We start from the raw sequence: 24,217 nt of genomic DNA on the forward strand, positions 1-24,217 counted from the left end.
CGGCGTTTACCGAGCGTGCGCGGCTGATCGTACGTGCTTCTGATGCCGGGGCGCATGGCAGCCGCTCCCACCCTTGCGGCGGCGGCGACGCGCCTTCGCAGCGAGTGGTGCGGTGACTAAGGGGTCTGGTGCAGCCATCGCCTACAATGCCGCAATGAACACATCGCGTGATCCCGGCGTTGCAGCGATCGCCATCGTCGGAGGCGGCGCTTCCGGCGTGCTGGTGGCATTGCAGCTGCTGCATCAGGCGACCACGCCGCTGCAGATCGTGTTGATCGAGCCGCACCCGGTGCTGGGCGAAGGCGTGGCCTATTCCACGGCGCGGCCCGAGCATCTATTGAACGTGCCCGCCGCGCGCATGAGCGCGCTGGCCGATACGCCGCAGGATTTTGTCGACTACCTGCGCGCGCACGCATGCTGCCCGGAGCTGGACGACGCGCAGCTGCCGCAACAGTATGTTGGGCGCAGGCATTACGCCCCGTACCTGCGCGAGCGCCTGCAGGCTGCGCGTGCAACCAGTCCTGCGACCTTGCGCGTGCACACCGCACGCGTGCAGACCCTGCAGCCCAACGCAGACGGCGCGCTGTTGCAGCTGGATGACGGACACACCATGCAGGCCACCGCCGTGGTGCTGGCGGTCGGTAACGCGCTGCGCCCGTTGCCGTTGCGTGGTGCCACCGGCCTGTCAGCGGCGCAACGGGTGGAAGCCTGGGACACCGAAGCAGTGGCCGGGTTGCCGCAAGACGCCGCCGTGTGCATCGTCGGCTCGGGGCTGAGCATGGCCGACACCGTGGTGACGCTGGCCGCGCAGGCCCATCGCGGCGCGGTGCATGTGGTGTCGCGGCATGGTCTGCTGCCCTTGCCGCATGCGCATGGCGCTGCCGCCGACTTCGATCCACAACCATTGCTTGCCTTGTCCTTGCGCGCACGCATGCGCGCGTTGCGCCAGCACGCGCGCGCGGCGCTGGCACAGGGGCTGCCGTGGCAGAGCGTGATGGAACGCATCCGACCATTGAGTCAGGCCTTGTGGCAGACCTTGTCGGTGGCCGATCAACGCCGTTTCCTGCGGCATGTGGTGCGCTACTGGGATGTGCATCGGCATCGCATTGCCGCGCCGGTGCATGCGCAGTTGCAGGCGATGCAGACGCGTGGGCAACTGCAATTGCATCGTGCACGGCTGGATGTGGCCTTCGAGGTAGGTGCATGCGTGCGTGTGAGTGCCGGCGCCGCCAGTGCCGGGCATGCGTTGCAGCTGGATGTGCAGACGCTGGTCAATGCCACGGGCGTTGAAATGCGCGTACAGGCGATGCGTAACCCGTTGCTGCAGCAGTTGCTGGGGCAGGGCATCGCGATGGCCGGCCCGCATGGGATCGGCGTGGACACCGCCGCCGACGGCAGCCTGCTCGATGCCGACGGGCGCGCCAACCCGCGGCTACGGGTGATCGGCAGCCTGCGGATCGGTTCGTTGTGGGAAAGCCTGGCAGTGCCGGAGTTGCGCGAACAGGCAGCGGCGATTGCGCGGGATGTGTTGGTGCAGCTGGAGCGCTGATAGGCGTGTCGGCAACAGAGAAGGAGCTTGGCCGCCTTCTCCGGCCGCGACATTGGCTTCTTCGAGGGGCCAAGGCGACACACAGCGCCGGATGAGGGGGCGAGCGAAGCCTCGGGTGACTCGCTTGGCTGCGTCTCGTGCCCTCCCCCAACCCCGGCTCCGCGCCCCGGCCTGCGCTTGCGGCGCGGGCGCTCCAAGGCACGCACGCACGCGCGCGGCGCGCAAGCCGTGCCTTGGAGCCCCGCAGCCGGGAGAGGGGCTCTGCCATGGCGAGCACTGCCTGATCTCTAGCAGGCGGGAAAACAATCAACCTGCTGCCTTCATCTTGCCGGTGTCAGAGGAATCAACGTCCTAGCTTCTCTGGTAGGCGTCAGAGCAATCGACGTCCTGGCTTCTCAGGCAGGCGTCAGAGCAATCGACGTCCTAAGCTTCTCAGGTAGGCGTCAGAGCAATCGACGTCCCAAGCTTCTCTGGCAGGCGTCAGAGCAATCAACCTCCTAAGCTTCTCTGGCAGGCGGCAGAGCAATCAACCTCCTAAGCTTCTCTGGCAGGCGGCAGAGAAGCCAGCATCCTGCCTTCTCCCGCCTGCGGGGGAAGGTGCCCGAAGGGCGGATGGGGGCAGCAATCCCAAACCGCTTCATCGCAATCTCAGCCGCAGCGACGCCACAACCGGTAAAATGCGCCGGTGGATGTCTCTCATTTGCTCGATCATTTAAACCCCGCCCAGCGCGAGGCCGTTTCCGCGCCGCCGGGGCATTACCTCGTGCTGGCCGGCGCCGGCTCCGGCAAGACGCGCGTGCTGATCCATCGCATCGCCTGGCTCAACGAAGTCCAGGGCGTGCCCAACCACGGCATCTTTGCGGTGACCTTCACCAACAAGGCCGCCGGCGAGATGCGTCACCGCACCGACCTGCAGCTACGTAACGGCAGCCGCGGGATGTGGATCGGCACCTTCCATGGGCTGGCGCATCGGCTGTTGCGCCTGCATTGGCAGGACGCGCGGCTGCCGGAAGGCTTCCAGGTCATGGACAGCGACGACCAGCTGCGGCTGGTCAAGCGCGTGGTGCAGTCGCTGGAGCTCGACGAGAGCAAGTATCCGCCCAAGCAGATGAGCTGGTGGATCAACGAGCAGAAGGACGAAGGCCGTCGTCCGCAGCATATCCAGCCCGAGCCCAACGACGATTGGACCGAGGTGCGCCGGCAGGTGTATGCGGCCTATCAGGAACGTTGCGACCGCTCCGGGCTGCTGGATTTCGCAGAGCTGCTGCTGCGCGCGCACGAACTGCTGCGCGACACCCCGGCATTGCTGGCGCATTACCGCGCTCGCTTTCGCGAAATTCTGGTGGACGAGTTCCAGGACACCAACGCCATCCAGTACGCCTTCGTGCGCGTGCTGGCCGGCGAGACCGGGCATGTGTTTGTGGTCGGCGACGACGACCAGGCGATCTATGGCTGGCGCGGTGCCAAGGTCGAGAACGTGCAGCGGTTCCTCAAGGATTTCCCCGGCGCGCAGACGGTGCGGCTGGAGCAAAACTACCGTTCCAGCGCCAATATCCTGGGCGCGGCCAATGCGGTGATCGCCCATAACCCGGACCGTATCGGCAAGCAGCTGTGGACCGATTCCGGCGATGGCGACCCGATCGATCTGTACGCGGCCTATAACGAAGTGGACGAGGCGCGCTATGCGGTGGAGCGCGCGCGCCAGTGGGTGCGCGATGGCGGCAGCTACGGCGAAGTGGCGGTGCTGTATCGCAGTAACGCGCAATCGCGCGCGCTGGAAGAAGCACTGATTTCCGAGCAATTGCCGTACCGCGTGTATGGCGGCATGCGCTTTTTCGAGCGCGCCGAAATCAAGGATGCGCTGGCTTACCTGCGCCTGCTCACCAACCGCAGCGACGATGCCGCCTTCGAACGCGCCGTCAATACGCCCACGCGTGGTATCGGCGACCGCACGCTGGACGAAGTGCGCCGACTGGCACGCGCCAATGCATTGTCGTTGTGGGAAGCGGCAATGCTGGCCACGCAGGAAAACAGCCTGGCCGCGCGTGCGCGCAATGCCTTGGCGACCTTCCTGAGCCTGGTCGGCCAGTTGCACGCCGAAACCGGCGAGATGGAACTGGCCGAACGCATCGACCACGTGCTGATGCGCTCGGGCCTGCGCGAGCATTGGGCCAAGGAAAGCCGCAGCGGGCTGGATTCGGAATCGCGCACCGAGAACCTGGACGAACTGGTGTCGGTGGCCTCGCGCTTCACCCGGCCGGACGACGAAGACAGCCAGGGCATGACCGAGCTGGTTGCGTTTCTGGCATACGCCTCGCTGGAAGCCGGCGAAGGCCAGGCGCAGGCCGGCGAAGAAGGCGTGCAGTTGATGACGCTGCATTCGGCCAAGGGCCTGGAGTTTCCGATCGTGTTTCTGGTCGGCCTGGAAGATGGCTTGTTCCCGAGTGCGCGGTCGCTGGAAGAAAGCGGCCGGCTGGAAGAAGAACGGCGTCTGGCGTATGTGGGCATCACTCGCGCACGGCAGAAGCTGGTGCTGTGCTACGCCGAGTCGCGCCGCATCCATGGTCAGGACAACTACAACGTCCCGTCGCGATTTTTGCGCGAGATCCCGCGCGAGTTATTGAACGAAGTGCGCCCCAAGGTGCAGGTTTCGCGCACCGCCTCGTTGGGCGCAGCGCGTGGCGGCCCGGTGCACGGAATCGTGGAGACCGCGCCGATCAAACTCGGCGCCAACGTCGAGCACCCCACCTTCGGCGGCGGCGTGGTTGTGGATTACGAAGGCAGCGGTGCGCATGCGCGCGTGCAGGTGCAGTTCGACGAAGTCGGCGCCAAATGGCTGGTGATGGCGTACGCGAATCTGACGGTGATGTAGCTAGGCGATGGCGCGCTTTCTCCTCTTCCTGCAGGCAGGTGTGGCGCGCAGTTCTGGATGAGGGTGGGTCGCGGTGACGGAGCGTCATCTTCGTGTCCAGGCCTTTCCAGCACCGTATCGCGCCGTTGTGCGCTGCCCGATGCATTCGCCACAGCATTCGTGACACGCTGCGGTCGAAGCGACTGCATGAAGACACACGGCCCGATGCGCACCGAAAAACAGAAAATGCTCGCAGGCGAGCTGTACAACGCTGCCGATGAAGCGCTGCAGGCCGATCAGGCGGCCGCTGCCGAGTGGATGGTGCGTTACAACGCAGCTGCCCTGCAGACGGCTGAGCAGCGGCACGCGCTCTTGCGCGAGCGGTTGGCCCAGGTGGGCGCGGGCTCGGTGATCCGTGCGCCGTTTCATTGCGACTACGGGTACAACATCCGCTTGGGCGCCGGGGTCTTTCTCAATTTTAACTGTGTGATTCTGGATATTTGCGACGTCAGCATTGGCGATGGCACGCAGATCGGGCCTGGCGTCCAGCTTTACGCTGCCGATCATCCGCGCGATGCGGCCGGCCGCGCCAGCGGTCTGGAATTTGGACGCCCGATCCGCATCGGGCGCAACGTGTGGATTGGCGGCGGGGCGATCATCCTGCCGGGCGTGAGCATTGGCGACGATGCGTTGATCGGCGCAGGCGCGGTGGTCACCCGCGATGTCCCCGCGGGTGCGACGGCAGTGGGCAATCCGGCGCGCGTGCGCGAGATGCGGCCTGATCCGGATGCCGTAGCGACGGATTGAGCGCAGTGAAAGACGCGTTGCGTGCGATGTGAGCGATCTTGCATGCGTTGGACGTAGTAGCAAAAACATCATGAGTCGCCACACCAGCAATTGCAGCATTGATCCACATCAAGGCAGCCACCACCAGCGCCTGTCACCGTGAGTCCGGCACTACCCTTTGGCAGCACTGCCACCCTTGCAGGAGGTCACCATGTACAAACGTATTCTCATCGCCATCGATGCATCCGAGCTGTCGCATCGCGGCTTGTTTCAGGGGCTGGAATTAGCCAAGGCGACCGGTGCCAAGGTCGACATCGTCACCGTGTCCGAGCCGTGGGCGATGGGCATGTACGACGCGATGGGCTGGAGCGTGGGCTACGAGGCGAGCCCGGAATATCGTAATGAGCGCGAAGCCGCTGCCGAAAAGATTCTGCGTCCTGCACTGGAGCTGGCGATAGCTGCAAACATCAAGGCCACCTCACGGCATGTGCTGGACCGCTTCGCCGCCGAGGGCATCGTGCAGATCGCAGAAGAATGCAGAAGCGATCTCATCATCATGACCTCGCACGGGCGACGTGGCGTGCGCCGCATGCTGCTCGGCAGCCAGACCGTGGAAGTGCTGACGCACAGTACGATCCCGGTGCTGGTGATTCGTTGAGGCCGATGTCGATGCGAGCGTTTTGAAGATCAGGCACGCAGACGACCCATCGGGTTGTTACGCGTAGGAGCGCACCTGGGCGCGACTGGCGTTCCCGGTGAAGCCCGTCGCGCCCAGGTGCGCTCCTACGTAGTGCTTATAGTTTCCGGTGTGCACGAGGCAGACAAGAACACGATGAATCGACGTGCAGTCTGATGCATGCACGCTGTTGTAGGAGCGCCCCCGGGCGCGATGGGGCTTCCCGGTGAAGCCAGTCGCGCCCAGGTGCGCTCCTACGTAGTGCTTATAGTTTCCGGTGTGCGTGAGTCAGACAAGAAAACGATGAATGGACGTGCAGTCTGATGCATGCACACTGTTGTAGGAGCGCCCCCGGGCGCGATGGGGCGTTCCCGGTAATGCCATCGCGCCCAGGTGCGCTCCTACGCATTAGCCCTTCATCGGCTCCAGTTGCGCCACAAAGCGTGGCGACGGTCGGGCGAGCCGGCGCAGTGCTTCGGCGTGCATCAGCGGTGCGTTATGGGTGAGCGGCGCAGCCGTGCGTGGCGTGGCGGGCGTGTGCTGCGGCGCGTCCTGGCCTAGCTCGCGCATGAAGCGCCACATCGGCATGTAGTGGCCACGGCGCGGTGCCGGTGCGTGCGGCGTGGCGCGGCATTGGCGGCGCCACTGCATCGGTGGCATGCCGAAGCGCTGCTGGAAGGCGCGCTGGAACTGCCGCTCCGAGGCAAACCCCATTTCGTACAGCAACCAGGTCAGGCTGCACTCCGGATACGCCTGCAGATAGCGGTGCGCAGTGCACAGGCGCTGCTCGCGGATATAACTGGCGACGCCGCCACGCGACTGGAACAGCCGATACAACGACGCCCGCGACAGCGCGAACGCCTGTTGCAACGACTCGGTGCCGAGTTCGGCCTCACTGATGTGCTGCTCGATATAGGCCAGCAGATCGATCATCAGCGGCGCATGCGCCTCCATGGTCGAGGACGCTTGCGGCGCGATGGCGCTGTAGTAGCTGATGCTCATGCGGTACTGCCTGCGGCCCACTCCCCGGGGCCTGTCCTTTGATCAACCGAAAAAAGCATCGCCAACCCATCACGCCTCTTTCACGAAGTCGGCCGCGCATCACGCATCGGCACGATTGAGACGATTTGTCGGGTGAGCGCGCAGGGCCATTCCTAGACTCGCCGCAACGCTGAAGAGCGTCATCGCACGGCCTGTCGCTTTGGTCCGCGTGGTGCGGCAGTTGCGGGGAAGCTCGCAGCACCGGCGTCGCACGCAGGCTCCAGGCGATCGGCCGGGCCGGCGATATCCAGGCCACAAGGCAGCGCACGTGCCCCGCACGTTGGCGCAACGGGCAAGCTCAATCGGAGATCAGGCATGGCCAGCAGTCAGAAGTTCATCGCCCGCAATCGGGCGCCACGCGTGCAGATCGAATACGACGTAGAGGTCTACGGCGCGCAGAAGAAAGTGCAGATTCCGTTCGTAATGGGCGTGATGTCGGACCTGTCCGGTGCCAACGCCGGCGAACTGCCTTCGCTGGACGAGCGCAAGGCATTGGAGATCGACGTCGACAACTTCGATAGCCGGCTGCAGTCGATGCGCCCGCGTGCGCAGTTCAAGGTGCCCAACACGCTCACCGGCGAAGGCGAGCTGGCGGTGGACATCACCTTCGAAAGCATGGACGACTTTTCCCCGGCCGCCATCGCGCGCAAGGTCGCGCCGCTGGCCAAGTTGCTCGAAGCACGCACGCAGTTGGCGAACCTGGACACCTATATGGACGGCAAAGCCGGCGCCGAGCAGCTGATTGCCAATGCCATCCGCGACCCGGCGTTGCTGCAGTCGCTGGTGTCGGCGGCCAAGCCTGCCTCCGAGCCGGAAGGAGCCTGACGCCATGTCCGCCACCGAAGCCGCACTGGCCAGCAGCAGTACCGAAACCAGCGAGCAGGGCGATTTTGCCGCGCTGCTCAATCGCGAGTTCCGCCCCAAGAGCGAACGCGCCAAGGAAGAAGTGGAAGCGGCGGTACGCACGCTCGCCGAGCAGGTGCTCAACCGCAGCGATGTGGTCAGCGAAGACGTTTCGCAAACCATCAAGGCCTATATCGCCGAGATCGATCGCACGCTCACCGAACAGCTCAACCAGATCCTGCATCACGCCGATCTGCAGCAGCTCGAAGGTGCCTGGCGCGGCCTGCATTACCTGGTCAACAACACCGAGACCGATCAGCAGCTCAAGGTCCGCGTGCTGAACATCAGCAAGAAGGAACTGGGCAAGGTGCTCAAGCGCTACAAGGGCACCGCGTGGGATCAGAGCCCCATTTTCAAGAAGGTCTACGAGCAGGAATACGGCCAGCTCGGCGGCGAGCCGTATGGCTGCCTGGTCGGCGATTACTACTTCGACCAGAGCCCGCCGGATGTGGAGCTGCTCAACGGTATTGCACAGGTTGCTGCGGCTGCGCACGCGCCGTTCATTGCCGCAGCCGCGCCCAAGTTGATGGGCATGGACAACTGGAACGAGCTGTCCAACCCGCGCGATCTGGCCAAGATCTTTTCCACGCCCGATTACGCCGCATGGCGCTCGCTGCGCGAGTCGGAAGACTCCAAGTACATCGGTCTGGCGATGCCGCGCACGCTGTCGCGCCTGCCGTATGGCGCGGCCACCAGCCCGGTGGACGAATTCGATTTCGAAGAAGAGACCGCCGGCGCCGATTCCAATAAATACACCTGGCAAAACGCGGCGTATGCGATGGCGGTCAACATCAACCGCTCGTTCAAACAGTACGGCTGGTGCTCGCGGATTCGTGGCATCGAATCCGGTGGCGCGGTGGAAGGGCTGCCGACGCACACCTTCCCCACCGACGACGGCGGCGTGGACATGAAGTGCCCCACCGAAGTTGCGATCACCGACCGCCGTTCGGCCGAGCTGGACAAGATGGGCCTGATGCCGCTGGTGCATCGCAAGAACTCGGACATGGCCGCCTTCATCAGCGCGCAGTCCTTGAACAAGCCCGACGAATACGACGACCCGGATGCCACCGCCAACGCCGCATTGGGCGCGCGCCTGCCGTACATGTTTGCGTGCTGCCGCTTTGCGCATTACCTCAAGTGCATCGTGCGCGACAAGATCGGTTCGTTCTCCGATCGCGAGCAGATGCAGAGCTGGCTGACGCGCTGGGTGACCCAGTACATCGATGGCGACCCGTCCAATTCCAGCGAAGAAACCAAGGCGCGCAAGCCCTTGGCCGCCGCCGAAGTGGTGGTGGAAGAAGTGGAGGGCGCACCGGGCTATTACAGCTCCAAGTTCTTCCTCAAGCCGCATTACCAGCTGGAAGGCCTGACCGTCTCGTTGCGTCTGGTCTCGCGCTTGCCCTCGGCCGCCAAGGCCTGATCCAGCGTCTTTGCGTCACGGCGACGACGTGCGCTCTGCACGTCGCACCACCTGTGTTTCCCACTTAGCGAAGGAGCAGTTCCATGGCGTTCGACATGCATATCAAGTTCGGCAGCGGCAAGGTCAAGATCGAAGGCGCGTCCAATCACAAGAAGCACAAGGGCGAGATTCCGATCCTGGCGTGGTCGTGGGGCGCGAGCAATTCCGGCGACCTGCATACCGGTGGCGGTTCGGCCAGCGGCGGCAAGGCGCATATCCAGGATATTTCCATCACCAAGTACGTCGACGGTTGCTCCAACGCATTGCTCGATGCGGTGTGCACCGGCGCACGCGTGGAAAACGCCTGGTTGTACGTGACCAACGCCACCGGCGAGCAGAGCGACTTTCTCACCATCGAGTTGAGCGAAGGCGTACTGATCACTTCGCTGTCCACTGGCGGTTCCGGCGGCGAAGACCGTCTGACTGAAAACGTGACGCTGCACTTCGGCAAGTTCAAGTACGGCTTCCAGCCGCAGGACGACAAGGGCACGGCGCAGGGCGGCGCGAAGGAATTCACCTACGACATCCAGGCTGTCGCCAAGGCGTAAGGCCGGCAACACCAACGGCGGTGCCATAACCGGCACCGCCACCTTCTTCGATAAGGACACGCGCGATGGATGCCACCGCACAGACCCTGCTCGCCCGTGGCGAGCCAGCGCAGGCGTTGCAGCAATTGGTGCAGCAGGTGCGTCGGCAACCGGCCGATGCCGCGCAGCGCGTGTTTCTGTTTCAGCTGCTGGCCGTCCTGGGCCAGTGGTCGCGTGCGGCCGATCAGCTACGCGCCTGCCTGGAGCTGGATGGCGGCAGTGCGCCGATGGTGCACACCTACCAGCGCGTGTTGCAGGCAGAACAGACGCGCGCTGCGGTATTTGCCGGCGACTGCCTGCCTACCGTGATCGGCGCACCCGATGCCTGGATGGCGCTGCACCTGCAGGCTTTGCAGTTATCGCTACGCGGCAATGCAGCGCAGGCGGCCGCATTGCGCGAGCAGGCGTTTGCGCAGGCACCGGCCATCGGCGGCACGCTGGATGGCGTGCGGTTCGAATGGCTGGCCGATGCGGATGCACGCTTCGGCCCATGCATCGAACTGATCCTGGACACCGGCTATGCGTGGGCACCGCTACATCAAGTGCAGCAGCTACGCTTCGAAGCGCCCAGCGATCTACGCGATACCGTGTGGGCGCCGGTGAGCGTGTTGTGGCGCAATGGCGGCCAGGCGTTTGCGTACATGCCGGTGCGCTATCCCGGCAGCGAACACCTAGATGCGGGCGAGCTGCAACTGGCGCGTCGCACCGAATGGACCGAAGGTGCGCAGGGCGAAATCGGCCTGGGCCAACGCATGCTCAGCACCGAGTCGCGCGAGGTTGCGCTGCTCGAGGTGCGCGAGCTGCAGTTCGACGCGTCCTGATCGTCATGGCCGAGCTCACCACCACCGAACGCTTGCAGCCCTCGCTGCTGGACCGGCTCACCGATGCCGCGCCCAGCCAACGCGAAGAGAGCCGCGATCAACGCGTGATTTCGGCAACGCGCCTGCGCGAATGCGTAATCCGCGATCTGTCGTGGCTGTTGAATGCAGTGAATCTGGAAACCAGCCGGCCGCTGGACGCGCATCCGCAGATCCGTCGCTCGGTGCTCAACTTCGGCATCCCCGATCTGGCCGGCGCAGCCGTGGCCGGCATCGATGCGGCCGCGCTGCAGCAGCGCATTCGCGATGCCATCCTCGCCTTCGAACCACGCCTGATCGCCGATACCTTGCGCGTCAGCGTGCACGCCGACGCTGAACGCATGGACAAGCGCTCGCTGCTGTTCACCATCCAATCGGAAATGTGGGCGCAGCCGCTGCCGTTGAATCTGTATCTGAAGACCGCGCTGGACCTGGAAACCGGCAGGCTCGAAGTGATGGAGGGCCACGGCTAATCCCATGGACCCGCGCCTGCTCCCGTACTACACCCGCGAATTGCAGCACGTGCGCGACATGGGCGCCGAGTTTGCGCGCGAGTACCCCAAGATCGCCGGGCGGCTGGGGCTGGATGCGTTCGAATGCGCTGACCCGTATGTGGAGCGGCTACTCGAAGGGTTCGCGTTTCTGGCCGCACGTGTGCAGCTCAAGCTGGATGCGCAGTACCCGGTCTTTACCCAGCACTTGCTGGAAATGGTCTACCCGCATTATCTGGCGCCACTGCCCTCGATGGCGGTGGTGCAGCTGCAGCCGGATCTGAAAGACAGCGGCTTGAGCGCCGGTGTCGACGTACCGCGGCATAGCGCGCTGCGCAGCCTGATCGGCGCCGGTGAGCGCACCGCCTGCGAATTTCGCACCGCGCATGCGGTGACGCTGTGGCCGCTGCAGTTGATCGAGGCCAAGTATCTGGAATCGCCGGCTGCGCTGGCGGCGGCGGGTATCGCATTGCCCGCCGGGCGCAGCGTGCGCGCCGGTATCCGCTTGCGCTTCGAGCTGGTGGGCGGTGCGCAGACCCAAGGCCTGGCATTGGATCGGCTGCCGCTGTTCCTTGCCGGCGCCGATGGCCTGCCCAAGCGGCTGTACGAACAACTGCATGCCGACACCAGCGCCGTCCTGGTACGGGGCAGCGATGCGCAGGGCGCCACCGTGCAGACGCTGCAAGGCGCCGATGCGTTGCAGATGCGCGGGTACGCCGACGAAGACCGCTTGATCCCGTATGACGGTCGCTCGTTCAGTGGCTACCGGTTGCTGCAGGAATATTTCGCCTGCCCGGAGCGCTTTCTGTTCGCAGAACTCGCCGGTCTGCGCTCTGCATTGCGTCGCCTGCACGGCACCAGTTTCGAGGTAGTGATCTTGCTGGAACGCAGCGTGCCCAGCCTGGCGGCCGCAGTGAGTGCCGAACACTTCAAGCTGTTCTGTACGCCGGCGATCAATTTGTTCGAACGCCGCGCAGACCGCATCCATCTGCAGACCGGCCAGCACGAGTATCACGTGCTAGCCGATCGCACCCGGCCGATGGATTTCGAGATCCATCATCTGGGCGAGGTGGAAGGCTTCGGCGACCGCCAGGAACCGGAACAACGCTTCACCGCGTTCTATGGTGGCGACGCACACACCTGGCATGCGCGGCATGGCGCGTTCTACACCATGCGCCGCGAGCCACGCCTGCTGTCGGCGCGGCAACGCCGCGATGGCGCGCGCTCCAGTTATGTGGGTAGCGAGGTGTTCGTCAGCCTGGTGGATGCCAACGATCAGGCGCACGCCAGTAACTTGCGTCAGCTCGGGCTGCAGTTGTGGTGCAGCAATCGCGACCTGCCGTTGCACATGCCGGTGGGCAAGGGCACCACCGACTTCAGCATGGACAGCGGTGTGCCGGTACAGAGCGTGCGCTGCGTGGCCGGGCCGACCAAGCCGCGCCCGGCTGTGTCCGACGGGCAAACCGCGTGGCGCTTGCTTAGCCAATTGCAGCTCAATTATCTGTCGCTGTTCGAAGATGGCCCTAACGGTGCGGCGGCGCTGCGCGAGATCCTCACCCTGTATTGCGACCCGTTCGATGCCTCGGCACAGCGGCAGATCGAAGGGGTCAAGCAGGTCACCGGCACGCCGATCGTGCGACGCATTCCGGTACCGGGCCCGATCACGTTCGGCCGTGGTTTGGAGATCACGCTCACTTGCGAAGACGCCGCTTTCGAAGGCACCGGCGCGTTTCTGCTGACCTCGGTGCTGCGGCACTTCTTTGCGCGCTATGTCTCGGTGAATTCCTTTACCGAAACCGTACTGCGCACCACCGAACGCAACGAGGTGGCCCGATGGCCCGCCCAGCCCGGCTCCCGACCGCGCCTGTAAGCGCCGGTGCTGCCGCGCTGGAACAGGCGCTGCAGACCCGGCCCCAGGACTTCACTCCGTTTGCGGCGCTGCGCGCGATCGAGCGTTGCCATCCGTTGCAGCCGCGCCTGGGCGAATCCGCCCGTGCGGTGGACGATGTAGTGCGCCTGCGGCACACCCCGTCGCTGGCATTCGCGCCGCACGCCCTGGACCGCTACACACCGGCGCACGACGCGCAACCCGCGGCGCTGTACGGGCTGTTTCTCGGCCTGTTTGGCCCCAACGCGCCGTTGCCGCTGCACCTGACCGAATACGCCATCGAGCGTGCGCTGCAAGCCAAGGATGGCACCTTCGCCGCGTTTGCCGATGTGTTCCATCACCGCATGCTCAGCCTGTTCTATCGCGCCTGGGCGCAGGCGCAGCCCACCGTGCAGGCCGAGCGACCGGCCAGCGATCAGTTCCGTGCGTGGCTGGATGCGCTGGTCGGTATCGCCAGCCCGCACCTGCGCGAGCGCGATGCATTGCCCGACGATGCGCGCCGCTATCACGCCGGCCGGTTTGGCGCGGCCACGCGCACACCGGAAGGCTTGCGCGCCGTGCTGCAGCAGCTGTTCGACTGGCCGGTACAGGTACAGGAATTCATTGCCGAATGGATGCGGCTCCCCGCCGATGCGCAGTTGCAACTGGGCCTTGGTCCGCGCAATGCACGGCTCGGTGTGGACAGCGTGGTCGGTGCGCAGGTACGCGGCGCACAGCAGCGTGTGCGGATTCGGCTGGGGCCGCTGCCACGCATCGCGTTTCAACGTTTCCTGCCCGGTGGCCACGCGCTACGCCAGCTCACCGCGGCGGTACGCAGCTATCTGGGCGACGAATTCGGCTGGGAGCTGCAGTTGCTGCTCAAGGCCGACGAAGTCCCCACCCCGCACCTGGCACGCAATAGCCGCTTGGGCCTGGACACCTGGCTCGGCCGGCGCGCCTGGAGCGTTGCCGACGCCGACGAGGTGGTGTTGCGCCCCTCCGGCTGATCGCACCGCTACCACTGCCGCTCACACACACGCTCACACGCTACGTACCGACTTCGAAGGACGCATCATGGCCGAGATCTCCCGCAGTGCCCTGTTCGGCAAGCTCAATCCACTCGCCTATCGCGGCATCGAAAGTGCCACGGTGTTTTGCAAGCTGCGCGGTAACCCGTATGTGGAACTGGTGCACTGGCTGCATCAGCTGCTGCAGCTGCAGGACTCGGACCTGCACCGCATCATCAAGCACTTTCAACTCAATCCCTCCACACTGGCGCGCGATGTCACCGCCGCGCTGGACGGCCTGCCGCGCGGCTCCACCGCCGTCACCGATCTATCGGCCAATGTCGAAGAAGCGGTGGAGCGTGGTTGGGTGTATGCCTCGCTCAGCTTCGGCGAGGCCCAGGTGCGCACCGGCTACCTGGTCGTCGGCATCTTGAGCGTGCGTGGTCTACGCAACGCGCTGCTGGCGATCTCCAAGGAATTCGACAAGCTCAAGCCCGCCTTGCTCAACGAGCACTTTGCACAGATCGTGGCCGGCTCGCCGGAAGATGGACTGCTGCCCAGCGATGGGTTTTCGCTCGGTCAAAGTGCGGCGCCGGGCGAAGCCAGCGGTGCCATCGCCCCGGCCGCGATGGGCAAGCAGGAAGCACTGAAGAAATTCACCACCGATCTCACCGCGCAAGCGCGCGAGGGCAAGCTGGACCCGATCATCGGCCGCGACGACGAGATCCGCCAGGTGGTCGACATCCTGATGCGTCGCCGCCAGAACAACCCGATCCTGGTTGGCGAGGCTGGCGTGGGCAAGACCGCCGTTGTGGAAGGCTTCGCGCAACGCATCGCACGCGGCGACGTGCCGCCCGCATTGAAAGACGTGCAACTGCGCACGCTGGACGTCGGTCTGTTGCAGGCCGGCGCCAGCATGAAGGGCGAGTTCGAGCAGCGCCTGCGCGCCGTCATCGACGAAGTACAGGCCAGCCCCAAGCCGATCATTCTGTTCGTGGATGAAACCCACACCTTGGTCGGCGCCGGTGGCGCGGCTGGCACCGGCGATGCCGCCAACCTGCTCAAGCCGGCACTGGCGCGCGGCACGCTGCGCACCGTGGGCGCGACCACCTTTGCCGAGTACAAGAAGTACATCGAAAAAGACCCCGCGCTGAGCCGCCGTTTCCAGGCCGTGCAGGTGGACGAGCCGGACGAAGCCAAGGCGGTGCGCATGATGCGCGGCGTCGCTTCGATGATGGAGCAGCACCACAGCGTGCAGATCCTCGACGAAGCGCTGGAAGCCGCCGTCAAACTCAGCCACCGCTACATCCCCGCGCGCCAGTTGCCGGATAAATCGGTGAGCCTGCTCGACACCGCGTGCGCGCGCGTCGCAGTGAGCCTGCACGCCACGCCGGCGGAAGTGGATGACAGCCGCCGCCGTATCGAATCGCTGGACACCGAACACGCCATCATCGAACGCGAGCGCGCCATCGGCATCGTGGTGGATGAGCGAGCGGCCGCGTGTGCCGGCTTGCTCGATGGCGAGCGTCGCCGTTTGCATGACCTGGAACAGCGCTGGGTGTCCGAGAAAACACTGGTCGATGAACTGTTGTCGCTACGCGCACAACTACGCAGCGGCAACGCCCCGGTCGAAGGCACCGGCAGTGCGTTGGAAGCCGAGGCAGAGCAGGACGCCTCCGGCGATACCGCCGTGCTCGACGCACCGGTGCAAGTGGATCGCGACACGCTACTGGCGCGCCTGCAACTGGTGCAGGCCGAACTGGCCGCACTGCAAGGCGAATCGCCACTGATCCTGCCCACTGTCGATTATCAAGCCGTCGCCGCCGTGGTCGCCGACTGGACCGGGATCCCGGTCGGGCGCATGGCGCGCAACGAGATCGACACCGTGCTGCGCTTGCCCGAATTGCTGGCCAAGCGCGTGATCGGCCAGGACCACGCCATGGAGATGATCGCCAAGCGCATCCAGACCAGCCGCGCCGGCCTGGACAACCCGGACAAACCGATCGGCGTATTCCTGCTGGCCGGCACCTCCGGCGTCGGCAAGACCGAAACTGCACTTGCCCTGGCAGAGACGCTGTACGGCGGCGAGCAGAACCTGATCACCATCAACATGAGCGAGTACCAAGAGGCGCACACCGTCTCCTCGCTCAAGGGCGCACCGCCAGGTTATGTGGGCTACGGCGAAGGCGGCGTGCTCACCGAAGCGGTGCGCCGCAAACCGTATTCGGTGGTGTTGCTGGACGAAGTGGAAAAAGCCCACCCGGACGTGCACGAACTGTTCTTCCAGGTCTTCGACAAAGGCTGGATGGAAGACGGCGAAGGCCGCCGCATCGACTTCCGCAACACCTTAATCATCCTCACCAGCAACGCCGGCACCGACCTCATCGCCAGCCTGTGCAAGGACCCGGAACTACTACCGGATCCGGAGGGCATGGCCAAGGCCATTCGCGAGCCATTACTGAAAGTATTTCCGCCGGCATTGCTCGGGCGGCTGGTGGCAATTCCGTATTACCCGCTGAGCAACGACATGCTCGGCCAGATCGTGCGGCTGCAGTTGAACCGCATCAAGAAGCGGATCGAGGAGCGTTACAAGATTCCGTTTGAGTACGACGACTCGGTGGTGGAGCTGGTGGTGAGTCGGTGCACCGAGAGCGAGTCGGGCGGGCGGATGATTGATGCAATTTTGACTAATTCTATGTTGCCGGAGATTAGTCGAGAATTTTTGAATCGGATGATTTCTGGATCATTCGTTCAGCTTATCGATTTGCATTCTAGCAGTGATGGATTCAAATATAAATTTGAATAACAGAAGTTTGGAAAGCGACAAGGAGAACCACATGGCGTTTGTCTCTGTCTGGCTCGGCACAGGCCACCTCGACCTTATGACGGCTTACCTTACTAGTCCATGGTCTTTAGCTTGCCGCGCATTGCGAGGCAATAACGCAGACTTCAGTGGCGTGAACTATGCGACTTTCTGGTGGCAGGTTGCGCATGGCCCTATCATGGCTACAACCGCGCCGAGTAATCAGTATCATTCCGAGAAAGAGGTCTGGATGATGCTCAATGGACAGCCGGGTCTGCGCTCCATCGCTTTGCCAAACTGGGCTATCGGTCAGGGAACTCAAATTCCTAGACAAACGGCGAATGCAGTAATGGGAGCCGGAACACGGATCATTTGCGTGTATACAGAGCGGCAGCCGTGTGGCTCATGTTCACCATTTCTGAATGATGCTTTGCCAGATGGGACACAGGTGGGTTGGCACTTTCCTTGGCCGAGTTCGGAAACCAAGAAGCATAAGCACGATGATGATTCGATTATCTTGAATTCCTTGATGGCCATGAGTCGAAGTACTACATATGAAAGCAACGCGAAAGAATATCAGCGAACTGATCGAGTCGAAGGCAATAGGGGTCTGGGAGCTGCAGTAAAAGGGATCAAAACCGTATTGGGCGTGCAGCACAAATTGCCATGGCTTGTTAAAAAATGACGAGCTGTTGAATAAAAATCAGCTGTTGTGCGCAAGAACGGAGTCTACAAGAAATGGTTAAGTTTAATTTAAAATTGAAAGTGAACCATTTCTTGCCCTCAAAAGATATTGGTTCGCTCCAGAAGGTGAAATGGCGTTGTTATTTATTTTGATAAATATAAAATAAATTTCTTGCATAGAAAATTGGAGTGAGTCATGTCAATGAGTAATGAAGAGTTTGAAGCAAATAAGAAGGTTCAAAGTCTAAAGTGCGATGTAGATGAAGCGGATAATTTAATAAGCCAAGGTAGTCTTTCTATTGTTAATTCTTTACGCCTCCAGCAATTAATTGCTTCTGTCAATAGTTCCGTTAAATCTCGCGGGTTTCTGAAAAGCATGGGGGCGGACCAAGGGCACGTAATTAGAGTATCTTATGAGTCTGGAATATTACGTGATCTCCGAGACGAGCTGGCAAAGCGAGAAGCAGCTGAAGCATCACAAAAATCTCTGCAGCAAGCCGCGAGGCTTAAGGATATCAAACTGCCTGCAAATGCGACGTGGGCGAAAAAGTAGTTTCCGGATGATTTACCAACATCACTTGAACGAAGCGCTCGGCTGTCCTCGCGGCCGAGTCGTTACGCAGTGGACCAGCATCGTTTCGATCTGTATCTGGAAGCGCGGTATGCCAAGCGCACGTTGTTGATCGAGGTAGCTGCGAATTTCTGCAAGGCACTATTGGTCGAGGCTACATCGAGCCTCCTCTGGGCACCTTCGTTGTCGCCGATAAGTACCACAGTCGAGGGCTGTGAGCCCGTGGCCACACCTGCAGGCCACGCTACATCCAAGGCTGCATAGGCGGTCAGGGACCACGTTAAGGAGAATGGTGATGGGAAGAGTGCTGCGCAACAAAGCAAAGGTGGACTATGCGGCCGTGACCGGCAGGTACGACCGGTATTCGTTTATCTCGCCCAAGAAGCCCAAGCGACCGAAGGTCATCCGCATCAACGCGGCTAACGGGCGGGCCAATGCGGCGCCCCCGCTAACGTCGTGGCCGCCACGCGGCATGCATCGCGACGTCGTCTACCAAGACGATCTGAACAACACCATCGGTTGGGGCGTCAGGGCCACTAACGAGATTTTCCTGCCGTTCGCTTGGCTGGATATCCAGTCCGGTGCGATCTGGCAAGGCCTGGAGCAGGAGGTCGCGGGCCTGGGAGCCGACGCGCAGGCTTGCCAGCACTTCGATGCGATCGCGCAGGACATGCGCGCACTGCTGGCCAACACGCGCATCACTGAATGCGTCGGCGAGGCCGCCGCAGCGATCTGTGTTCTGGAGCGCCATCCTGCCGGCAACATGCTCTGGGGCTACCACCTGCACTCGGGCACGGGTATCGATCAGATCTGGGAGTACCCCCAGGGCGGTGGCGTGTCGAATTTCCTAATAGTGGAGGCGAAGGGTCCAGGAGCGGGGTTGAACTTCTCACTCTTCGTGCCGCCAGGCTACAGCCAGATGGAGGAAGGCTGGATCGCCAACCATCTCTACAGCATGAACCGAAACGGGCACGCAGCGGGACAGAGGATCGTGGCAGCGATGGGAATGCAATTCGTCAATGCCCATCCGAACTACATGGGCGCGAGCAAGAGCTACTACGGGCTGTCCCCGGCCAGCACGCACAAACAGTCGGTATCGCGCGTCTACGGAATGGTGGTGACCGCGCAGTGGCGCGCCGATGGCCGGCTCGGCTACCGTTCGTCGACACTCACGCGGTATTTCACGTAATGCCCCGCCCCGACGGTTGGAACAGTGGGGTCACACTCTGACTCCATTGAAAAGACCCGCTAGAAGGCTCCGACGGGTAACCAGACACGGCCACTTACCAGTCGACAGCGGTGATGTGCGGGGACGATGAGCGGGTCCAACGCCTTCAAAGAGCTGGCCGACAGCCGCTCCGCCTGCGCGGCCGCCATAAATCCAGGCTGTGTGCGCTTTTATCGCCTGGTGAAGCTGTTTGCGGCGAAATGGAGGGTGCATGCGACATTGGTCGGCAAGCACTCTGCTTCCGCTTCGCGCTGCCATTGGTAACGCACAGGTGTTACGACGATCCAGGCCGGTCGGTAAAGCTGCCAGGCACGCCTTACCCATCCTGGCGATCGAAGAGCCAACATGTACGGCTCCGAGGAATGAAGCCTCATTCCCTGCTATCGGTAAGTTATGCCGTTCCGGGGAGGGGCAAATGAAAAGAAGTCTTGCGGTGGTGATCTATCTGTTAGCGTTGCCGGCGGCGGCGCAGTCTGCCTACAAGTGCAGCGATGCAAAGCTGGGGACTATTTACCAGTCCACGCCGTGCGCCAACGGCGCCGAGCAGAAGCGTTGGACCAAGCAAGCCGCGACGGCTCCGACGACAACGTCGGCGGCGCAGGCAGGTGCACAAACGGCATCTGCCACGGCCCAGGAGTCGAACCTGGGTCTACGCCTGATCAGTTACGAGCGCCAGCCCAGCCCGGAGGCGTGTACGCGCGCCACCCATGTGCGCGATAGCGCCCGCGCCGATACTACGATGCGTCGCGATCCGGATTTCATGCAAGCTGTCGAACGAGCGGTCGTGCAGGCCTGTCGCTAGACAGGGCGTTTCAAGTTGAGTATCTGCAATCAAGGCATGCCAAGGAAGATCGATGCAGGAGCGTGAAGGAGCGTCTGCTGGATGGGGCGAGTTGTTGCTCGTGGTGACGATCGCATTCGGTCTGCTGATCTGGTCCAGCGTTTCGGCAGTCGCGCGCGACGCCGTCGAGCCGGTCTTCTCCGACGCGAGCCTGTGGGGCATGGTGTTCTACGAACTGCTCGTTCTGGCAATCTTGCTGCCAGTGCTGTGGTTCCGCGGATGGAGGCCGCAGTCGCTGGGGCTGCAGTGGCAGCTGCGCGACTTGGCGGCGGGGCTCGGCCTGCTGGCGGTGTGTCTGTTGGTCACCTATCCACTGACGCTGTTGAACTGGAGCTTGGGGAGCAACACGAATCCATTCGATGCGATGGTCGCCGGGCAGCTGTCGATCACGGCTGTGCTGGCGATCTCGCTGATCAATCCGATCTTCGAGGAAGTATTCGTGTGCGGTTACGTCATCCGCGCCCTGGAGCCGCGCCATGGCCGGGCGTTCGCGGTGAATGTGAGCGTGGCGCTCCGTACGTCGTATCACCTCTATCAGGGTCCGATCGGCGCCATCAGCATCCTGGTGATCGGGTTAATCCTGGGTTGGTGGGTGGCCCGACGCGGGCGGCTGTGGCCGGCGATCCTGGCGCATGGCGCGCTCGATCTGCTGGGGTTGATGGTCTACACCTGACTGGCCTGGCGTCGCCGCGATGTCGCACACTTGCGCTTGGTCGAACACAGGATGCGGCGATGGCACGGCGATATGGATGGAGCGGGATACTGGTGTGGCTGGCGGCATTCGGCGCGGTGGCGTCCGGCCCGGCGCCCGGTCAATACAGCACCAAGCAAGGCTGGGGCAGCCTGCAGGTCAGCGACAAGGGTGGGGCGCGCCAGTTCGAAATTCTCACCATGGGCGCCAACGGCCACAGCTGCACGCTATCGGGCACCCTGCACGGCGACAAGGCGGAAGTGAGCGATGTTGTCGATGCGCCCTGCAAGCTATCGTTCGAACCTGTGGCGGGCGGCTTCACCATCGCCGCACTGACCCAGGACAGCTGCCGCGACTACTGCGGCATGCGTGCCCATTTTGAAGGCGACTATCTGCAGTTGCCGGCCGGTTGCACGTCCGCTGCCAGCAGCCGACGACGTGAGGCGTACCTGCGGGACTATCGTGGCAAGCGCTATGCCGAAGCGCTCGCCGGCATGCAGGCATTCGCAGGCGAGTGCGGCGAGTTTCTCACCTGGCTCGATCGCGACCGTTTCGCCAACGACCGCGCCCTCACCCTGCTGCGCCTGAACCGTCCGCAGGAGTGCCTGGCGACGCTGGACCAGACCATGGCGGGTCGCAGCCGCGACGAGGCCTCGTTCCAGGCGGAGCTGGATCAGAACAGCACGATGCTTCCGCCCAGCGACTGGGACGCGTACCTGCCGATCGCCAAGTCCACCTGGTTCAATCGCAAGCTATGCGAGGCGGCCAAGCGCTGAGCATGGTATGGGCTGTGTTGCTGCGCGCAGGTCAGCGCAGTCAGACGGGCTCGCGCCGATGGGCGTTTGTGCGTGACCGAGATGGTGCTGGAATCGTCGGTCGCCAATGCGCTCACCAGAGATCACTGCACGCTTCATCTCGAAGGCATTGTTGTGCTTCGAGAGACTGACCCGTTTTCCAGGCGCTCCTGAGTAAAGCGCAATGCATAGCTTTGTCAGTGAATCGTCGTTCTCTCAGTGATCGCTGGGTTGCTCGGCGGCCCATGCGCTGCCTGTGTAGCCGCGCTGTGTGCCTCCACAATCAAGGCTTACCTGATCATTTCTTGTTGGCATGTCGCTTGTTCTCTTTACTCAGGGGGGCGTCATCGTGACCAGGCAAGCACAGCTGCCCGAGGGTGCTGAAGAAAGGGCGTCGGGTCAGACGCGTCGGTCATTGCAACGCTGCTGCGCCCAGCTTACCTACTGCGTCGCTGCGGGGGTACCAACGAGAATCGCCCCGGCGACGATTTCGAACAGGCGGCCGGACCGATCGGTATGCGAGGGTTGTTCGCGAAGCCAGGCCAACGCGGCGATGAGGTCGAACAGTTCGTCTCCGTCGATGTCGGCACGCGCTTTGCCATCTGCCTGGGCGCGCGCCAGCAGTGCCGCGCCGGCGGAGCGGAGCCTGACGCAAGAGCTGTGCAGTGCCGACGATTCGTCTTCGATGGCCGACATCATCGGCGCAAGGACGCCGCGCTGGCGGTGCGTGAAGTCGATGACGTCCTGCAGCCACAGCACTAATGCCCGGTCCGATGCGTCTGCCTGCTGCAAGCCATCGGCCTTGGTCGCCAGGTCTTCGAAGCTGCTGCGCAATAGCGCCTCCAGCAAGGCCTCGCGCGTGGGGAAGTGCCGGTACAAGGTGCCCAGCCCGACCCCGGCACGGCGGGCGATGTCACGCAGCGATGCCTCCGCGCCCACTTCTGCGAGGGCTTCCCGCGCCACGTCCAGCAAGCGCTCATAGTTCTTCTGTGCGTCGGCTCTCATGCCCATCCTTTACAAACGGAGCAGTGCTCCGTATATTCGGATCACCGTTCCGTTAAGGATATCGCATGCAAGCCGCTACAGAAACGATGAAGACGATGAAGGCCGTCCGTCAAACCGCATTCGGCGGGCCCGACGTGCTCCGCTACGAAGACGCGCCGATGCCTGCGCTACAACCGGGGGAAGTGCTGATCCGGGTGCACGCCGTCGGCTTGAATCCACCGGACTGGTACCTGCGTGAGGGCTACAAGGCGCTGCCCGCGCAGTGGCGCCCGGCAGTGGATTTTCCGTTGATATTGGGCACGGACGTGTCAGGCGTGATCGAAGCGGTTGCCGACGACGTCGAAGGGCTGTCGGTGGGCGAAGAGGTCTATGCGATGGTGCGCTTTCCGAGCGGATTGGCCGGAGGCAGCCGTGCGTACGCGCAGTATGTGACCGCGCCAGCAGACGAGGTCGCCGTCAAACCTGCCGGGATCGATCATGCCCACGCTGCGGGTGCGCCCATGTCGCTGTTGACGGCCTGGCAGTTCATGATCGAGCAAGGGCACAACGCACCCAATCCGCTGCAACCGATGCCGCATTTGCCGGTGGAGCTGCATGGCAGGACCGTGGTGGTCAACGGTGCCGCCGGCGGCGTCGGTCACTTTGCAGTGCAGTTGGCGAAATGGAAGGGTGCGCACGTGGTTGCGATCGCCTCAGGTAGACACGAAGCATTCGTGCGTGAGTTGGGCGCAGATGTGTTCATCGACTACACCCGGGTAACGCCAGAAGATGCCATCAGCGACGCAGATCTGGTCGTGGATGCCGTGGGAGGCCCGGCGATGGGGCGATTCCTGCGCACGCTCAAACGTGGTGGAGCGCTGTTTCCGATCTTTCCGCTCGGATTCGACGGCGGGCAAGCCGCCGACGCCTTGGGTGTGAGCGTCTCCACCACCCAGGTCATATCCAGCGGCGCACAACTCGCTGCATTGGCGCCGCTTCTGCAAGACGGCATCGTGCGCGTGGCCATCGACAGCAGCTTCGATCTGTCGCAGGCGCAGCAGGCACACGAACGCGCAGCGCAAGGCCACATCCAGGGCAAGATCGTGATGACCGTCGAGTGATGGACGATCGCCAGACCATCGTGCGTGCGAATGTTCTCAAGGCCGCGGTGGAGGATTTGCTCAACAATCGCCAGCTGAGCGTGGAAGAGGCCATGGACCGGCACTTCAGCCCCGACTTTCGGCAATGCACTAACGGTTTCCGGGAAGACCGCACTGCCGTAAGCGAACGCATCGTGCAGCTGCGCGAGGATTTGCAGCACGCCACGTTCGTTGTGCGCGACGAGTTTTGCTGCGGCAATCGCTATGCGCAGCGGCACACGATTGCTCTTGCGATGCGCCATGGCCCAGCGCTCGCACTGAATGTCTACGTGTTCGCCGAACGCGATGCCGATGGACGGTTTCTATGGATCGATGAGGCGGTTCATCCGGCTGCAGTGGCCTAAGAGCAGCTAACAAAACTGCTGTGGAGCCGTCAGGTGGGTGCGG

The 24,217-nt window shown here is 63.1% G+C and carries 21 protein-coding genes and 1 pseudogene; 20 read left to right on the plus strand and 2 right to left on the minus strand.

Annotated features, from left to right (window positions below; all coding sequences use genetic code 11):
• The first annotated feature begins 154 nt into the window (after nt 1–154).
• From ASF90_RS05260 to ASF90_RS05275, 4 genes are all read left to right on the plus strand, one after another.
• Entirely contained in the window at nt 155–1,549 is a 1,395-nt protein-coding gene (locus tag ASF90_RS05260; RefSeq protein WP_055846843.1) for an FAD-dependent oxidoreductase, read from the plus strand.
• Nucleotides 1,550–2,234: 685 nt separating this feature from the next.
• On the plus strand, nt 2,235–4,421 hold the full coding sequence (uvrD, locus tag ASF90_RS05265; protein WP_055846846.1) for a DNA helicase II: 2,187 nt from the start codon (nt 2,235–2,237) through the stop codon (nt 4,419–4,421).
• 204 nt (nt 4,422–4,625) lie between these two features.
• Nucleotides 4,626–5,207: a sugar O-acetyltransferase gene (locus ASF90_RS05270; protein ID WP_055846851.1), complete on the plus strand. Its 582-nt coding sequence runs from the start codon at nt 4,626–4,628 to the stop codon at nt 5,205–5,207.
• Between the two features lie 190 nt (nt 5,208–5,397).
• Nucleotides 5,398–5,844, plus strand: coding sequence for a universal stress protein (locus tag ASF90_RS05275; RefSeq protein WP_055850174.1), 447 nt, complete (start codon nt 5,398–5,400; stop codon nt 5,842–5,844).
• Between the two features lie 426 nt (nt 5,845–6,270).
• Here the strand turns inward: ASF90_RS05275 and tagK are convergent.
• A pseudogene (gene tagK, locus ASF90_RS05280) lies at nt 6,271–6,929 on the minus strand (transcriptional regulator TagK).
• 289 nt (nt 6,930–7,218) lie between these two features.
• Here tagK and tssB point away from each other — a divergent pair.
• From tssB to ASF90_RS05340, 14 genes are all read left to right on the plus strand, one after another.
• Complete coding sequence (gene tssB, locus ASF90_RS05285) at nt 7,219–7,728, plus strand: type VI secretion system contractile sheath small subunit (protein WP_008572540.1); 510 nt, start codon at nt 7,219–7,221, stop codon at nt 7,726–7,728.
• Between the two features lie 4 nt (nt 7,729–7,732).
• On the plus strand, nt 7,733–9,226 hold the full coding sequence (gene tssC / locus ASF90_RS05290) for a type VI secretion system contractile sheath large subunit (RefSeq protein ID WP_055846855.1): 1,494 nt from the start codon (nt 7,733–7,735) through the stop codon (nt 9,224–9,226).
• Between the two features lie 83 nt (nt 9,227–9,309).
• Complete coding sequence (locus tag ASF90_RS05295; protein ID WP_055846859.1) at nt 9,310–9,813, plus strand: type VI secretion system tube protein Hcp; 504 nt, start codon at nt 9,310–9,312, stop codon at nt 9,811–9,813.
• Nucleotides 9,814–9,878: 65 nt separating this feature from the next.
• A complete protein-coding gene (locus tag ASF90_RS05300; RefSeq protein WP_055846862.1) occupies nt 9,879–10,673 on the plus strand; it encodes a type VI secretion system accessory protein TagJ in 795 nt (264 codons plus the stop codon).
• 5 nt (nt 10,674–10,678) lie between these two features.
• Entirely contained in the window at nt 10,679–11,182 is a 504-nt protein-coding gene (tssE, locus tag ASF90_RS05305; protein ID WP_055846864.1) for a type VI secretion system baseplate subunit TssE, read from the plus strand.
• A 4-nt stretch (nt 11,183–11,186) separates the two neighbouring features.
• Nucleotides 11,187–13,070, plus strand: a complete 1,884-nt coding sequence (tssF, locus tag ASF90_RS05310) for a type VI secretion system baseplate subunit TssF (RefSeq protein ID WP_055846866.1) — start codon at nt 11,187–11,189, stop codon at nt 13,068–13,070.
• Nucleotides 13,034–14,074, plus strand: coding sequence for a type VI secretion system baseplate subunit TssG (tssG, locus tag ASF90_RS05315; RefSeq protein WP_055846869.1), 1,041 nt, complete (start codon nt 13,034–13,036; stop codon nt 14,072–14,074). Before tssF ends, tssG begins: the two co-directional genes overlap by 37 nt.
• A 67-nt stretch (nt 14,075–14,141) precedes the next feature.
• A complete protein-coding gene (gene tssH / locus ASF90_RS05320; RefSeq protein ID WP_055846871.1) occupies nt 14,142–16,880 on the plus strand; it encodes a type VI secretion system ATPase TssH in 2,739 nt (912 codons plus the stop codon).
• Nucleotides 16,881–16,911: 31 nt separating this feature from the next.
• Nucleotides 16,912–17,562 (plus strand): hypothetical protein, encoded by a 651-nt coding sequence (locus tag ASF90_RS23295; protein ID WP_153066604.1) that lies wholly within the window; start codon nt 16,912–16,914, stop codon nt 17,560–17,562.
• A gap of 195 nt (nt 17,563–17,757) precedes the next feature.
• The gene (locus ASF90_RS23300; protein ID WP_153066603.1) at nt 17,758–18,114 is read left to right on the plus strand and encodes a hypothetical protein; all 357 of its coding nucleotides are present in this window, start codon (nt 17,758–17,760) and stop codon (nt 18,112–18,114) included.
• A 313-nt stretch (nt 18,115–18,427) separates the two neighbouring features.
• Entirely contained in the window at nt 18,428–19,321 is an 894-nt protein-coding gene (locus ASF90_RS05325) for a hypothetical protein (RefSeq protein WP_153066635.1), read from the plus strand.
• Between the two features lie 472 nt (nt 19,322–19,793).
• Nucleotides 19,794–20,162, plus strand: coding sequence for a DUF4124 domain-containing protein (locus tag ASF90_RS05330; protein WP_236699209.1), 369 nt, complete (start codon nt 19,794–19,796; stop codon nt 20,160–20,162).
• A gap of 52 nt (nt 20,163–20,214) precedes the next feature.
• Entirely contained in the window at nt 20,215–20,874 is a 660-nt protein-coding gene (locus ASF90_RS05335) for a type II CAAX endopeptidase family protein (protein ID WP_055846882.1), read from the plus strand.
• Nucleotides 20,875–20,933: 59 nt separating this feature from the next.
• Nucleotides 20,934–21,668: a hypothetical protein gene (locus ASF90_RS05340; RefSeq protein WP_055846885.1), complete on the plus strand. Its 735-nt coding sequence runs from the start codon at nt 20,934–20,936 to the stop codon at nt 21,666–21,668.
• 459 nt (nt 21,669–22,127) lie between these two features.
• On the opposite strand, the gene ASF90_RS05345 is transcribed toward ASF90_RS05340, so the two are convergent.
• Complete coding sequence (locus ASF90_RS05345) at nt 22,128–22,691, minus strand: TetR/AcrR family transcriptional regulator (protein ID WP_055846888.1); 564 nt, start codon at nt 22,689–22,691, stop codon at nt 22,128–22,130.
• A 95-nt stretch (nt 22,692–22,786) separates the two neighbouring features.
• On the opposite strand from ASF90_RS05345, the gene ASF90_RS05350 reads away from it, so the two are divergent.
• Both ASF90_RS05350 and ASF90_RS05355 read left to right on the plus strand, forming a co-directional pair.
• A complete protein-coding gene (locus tag ASF90_RS05350) occupies nt 22,787–23,791 on the plus strand; it encodes an NADP-dependent oxidoreductase (RefSeq protein ID WP_236699210.1) in 1,005 nt (334 codons plus the stop codon).
• A complete protein-coding gene (locus ASF90_RS05355) occupies nt 23,791–24,174 on the plus strand; it encodes a hypothetical protein (protein ID WP_055846892.1) in 384 nt (127 codons plus the stop codon). The genes ASF90_RS05350 and ASF90_RS05355 overlap by 1 nt, the downstream gene beginning before the upstream one ends.
• Nucleotides 24,175–24,217: the final 43 nt, after the last annotated feature.

The organism is Xanthomonas sp. Leaf148, from assembly GCF_001423585.1.
Classification (GTDB): domain Bacteria; phylum Pseudomonadota; class Gammaproteobacteria; order Xanthomonadales; family Xanthomonadaceae; genus Xanthomonas.

What these genes read in the sequence shown, in the direction of transcription:
- ASF90_RS05260 (WP_055846843.1), top strand. Translation starts at nt 155, where the DNA reads ATGAACACATCGCGTGATCCCGGCGTTGCAGCGATCGCCATCGTCGGA.
- ASF90_RS05270 (WP_055846851.1), top strand. Translation starts at nt 4,626, where the DNA reads ATGCGCACCGAAAAACAGAAAATGCTCGCAGGCGAGCTGTACAACGCT.
- ASF90_RS05275 (WP_055850174.1), top strand. Translation starts at nt 5,398, where the DNA reads ATGTACAAACGTATTCTCATCGCCATCGATGCATCCGAGCTGTCGCAT.
- tssB (WP_008572540.1), top strand. Translation starts at nt 7,219, where the DNA reads ATGGCCAGCAGTCAGAAGTTCATCGCCCGCAATCGGGCGCCACGCGTG.
- tssC (WP_055846855.1), top strand. Translation starts at nt 7,733, where the DNA reads ATGTCCGCCACCGAAGCCGCACTGGCCAGCAGCAGTACCGAAACCAGC.
- ASF90_RS05295 (WP_055846859.1), top strand. Translation starts at nt 9,310, where the DNA reads ATGGCGTTCGACATGCATATCAAGTTCGGCAGCGGCAAGGTCAAGATC.
- ASF90_RS05300 (WP_055846862.1), top strand. Translation starts at nt 9,879, where the DNA reads ATGGATGCCACCGCACAGACCCTGCTCGCCCGTGGCGAGCCAGCGCAG.
- tssE (WP_055846864.1), top strand. Translation starts at nt 10,679, where the DNA reads ATGGCCGAGCTCACCACCACCGAACGCTTGCAGCCCTCGCTGCTGGAC.
- tssF (WP_055846866.1), top strand. Translation starts at nt 11,187, where the DNA reads ATGGACCCGCGCCTGCTCCCGTACTACACCCGCGAATTGCAGCACGTG.
- tssG (WP_055846869.1), top strand. Translation starts at nt 13,034, where the DNA reads ATGGCCCGCCCAGCCCGGCTCCCGACCGCGCCTGTAAGCGCCGGTGCT.
- tssH (WP_055846871.1), top strand. Translation starts at nt 14,142, where the DNA reads ATGGCCGAGATCTCCCGCAGTGCCCTGTTCGGCAAGCTCAATCCACTC.
- ASF90_RS23295 (WP_153066604.1), top strand. Translation starts at nt 16,912, where the DNA reads ATGGCGTTTGTCTCTGTCTGGCTCGGCACAGGCCACCTCGACCTTATG.
- ASF90_RS23300 (WP_153066603.1), top strand. Translation starts at nt 17,758, where the DNA reads ATGTCAATGAGTAATGAAGAGTTTGAAGCAAATAAGAAGGTTCAAAGT.
- ASF90_RS05325 (WP_153066635.1), top strand. Translation starts at nt 18,428, where the DNA reads ATGGGAAGAGTGCTGCGCAACAAAGCAAAGGTGGACTATGCGGCCGTG.
- ASF90_RS05335 (WP_055846882.1), top strand. Translation starts at nt 20,215, where the DNA reads ATGCAGGAGCGTGAAGGAGCGTCTGCTGGATGGGGCGAGTTGTTGCTC.
- ASF90_RS05340 (WP_055846885.1), top strand. Translation starts at nt 20,934, where the DNA reads ATGGCACGGCGATATGGATGGAGCGGGATACTGGTGTGGCTGGCGGCA.
- ASF90_RS05345 (WP_055846888.1), bottom strand. Translation starts at nt 22,691, where the DNA reads ATGAGAGCCGACGCACAGAAGAACTATGAGCGCTTGCTGGACGTGGCG.
- ASF90_RS05350 (WP_236699210.1), top strand. Translation starts at nt 22,787, where the DNA reads ATGAAGGCCGTCCGTCAAACCGCATTCGGCGGGCCCGACGTGCTCCGC.
- ASF90_RS05355 (WP_055846892.1), top strand. Translation starts at nt 23,791, where the DNA reads ATGGACGATCGCCAGACCATCGTGCGTGCGAATGTTCTCAAGGCCGCG.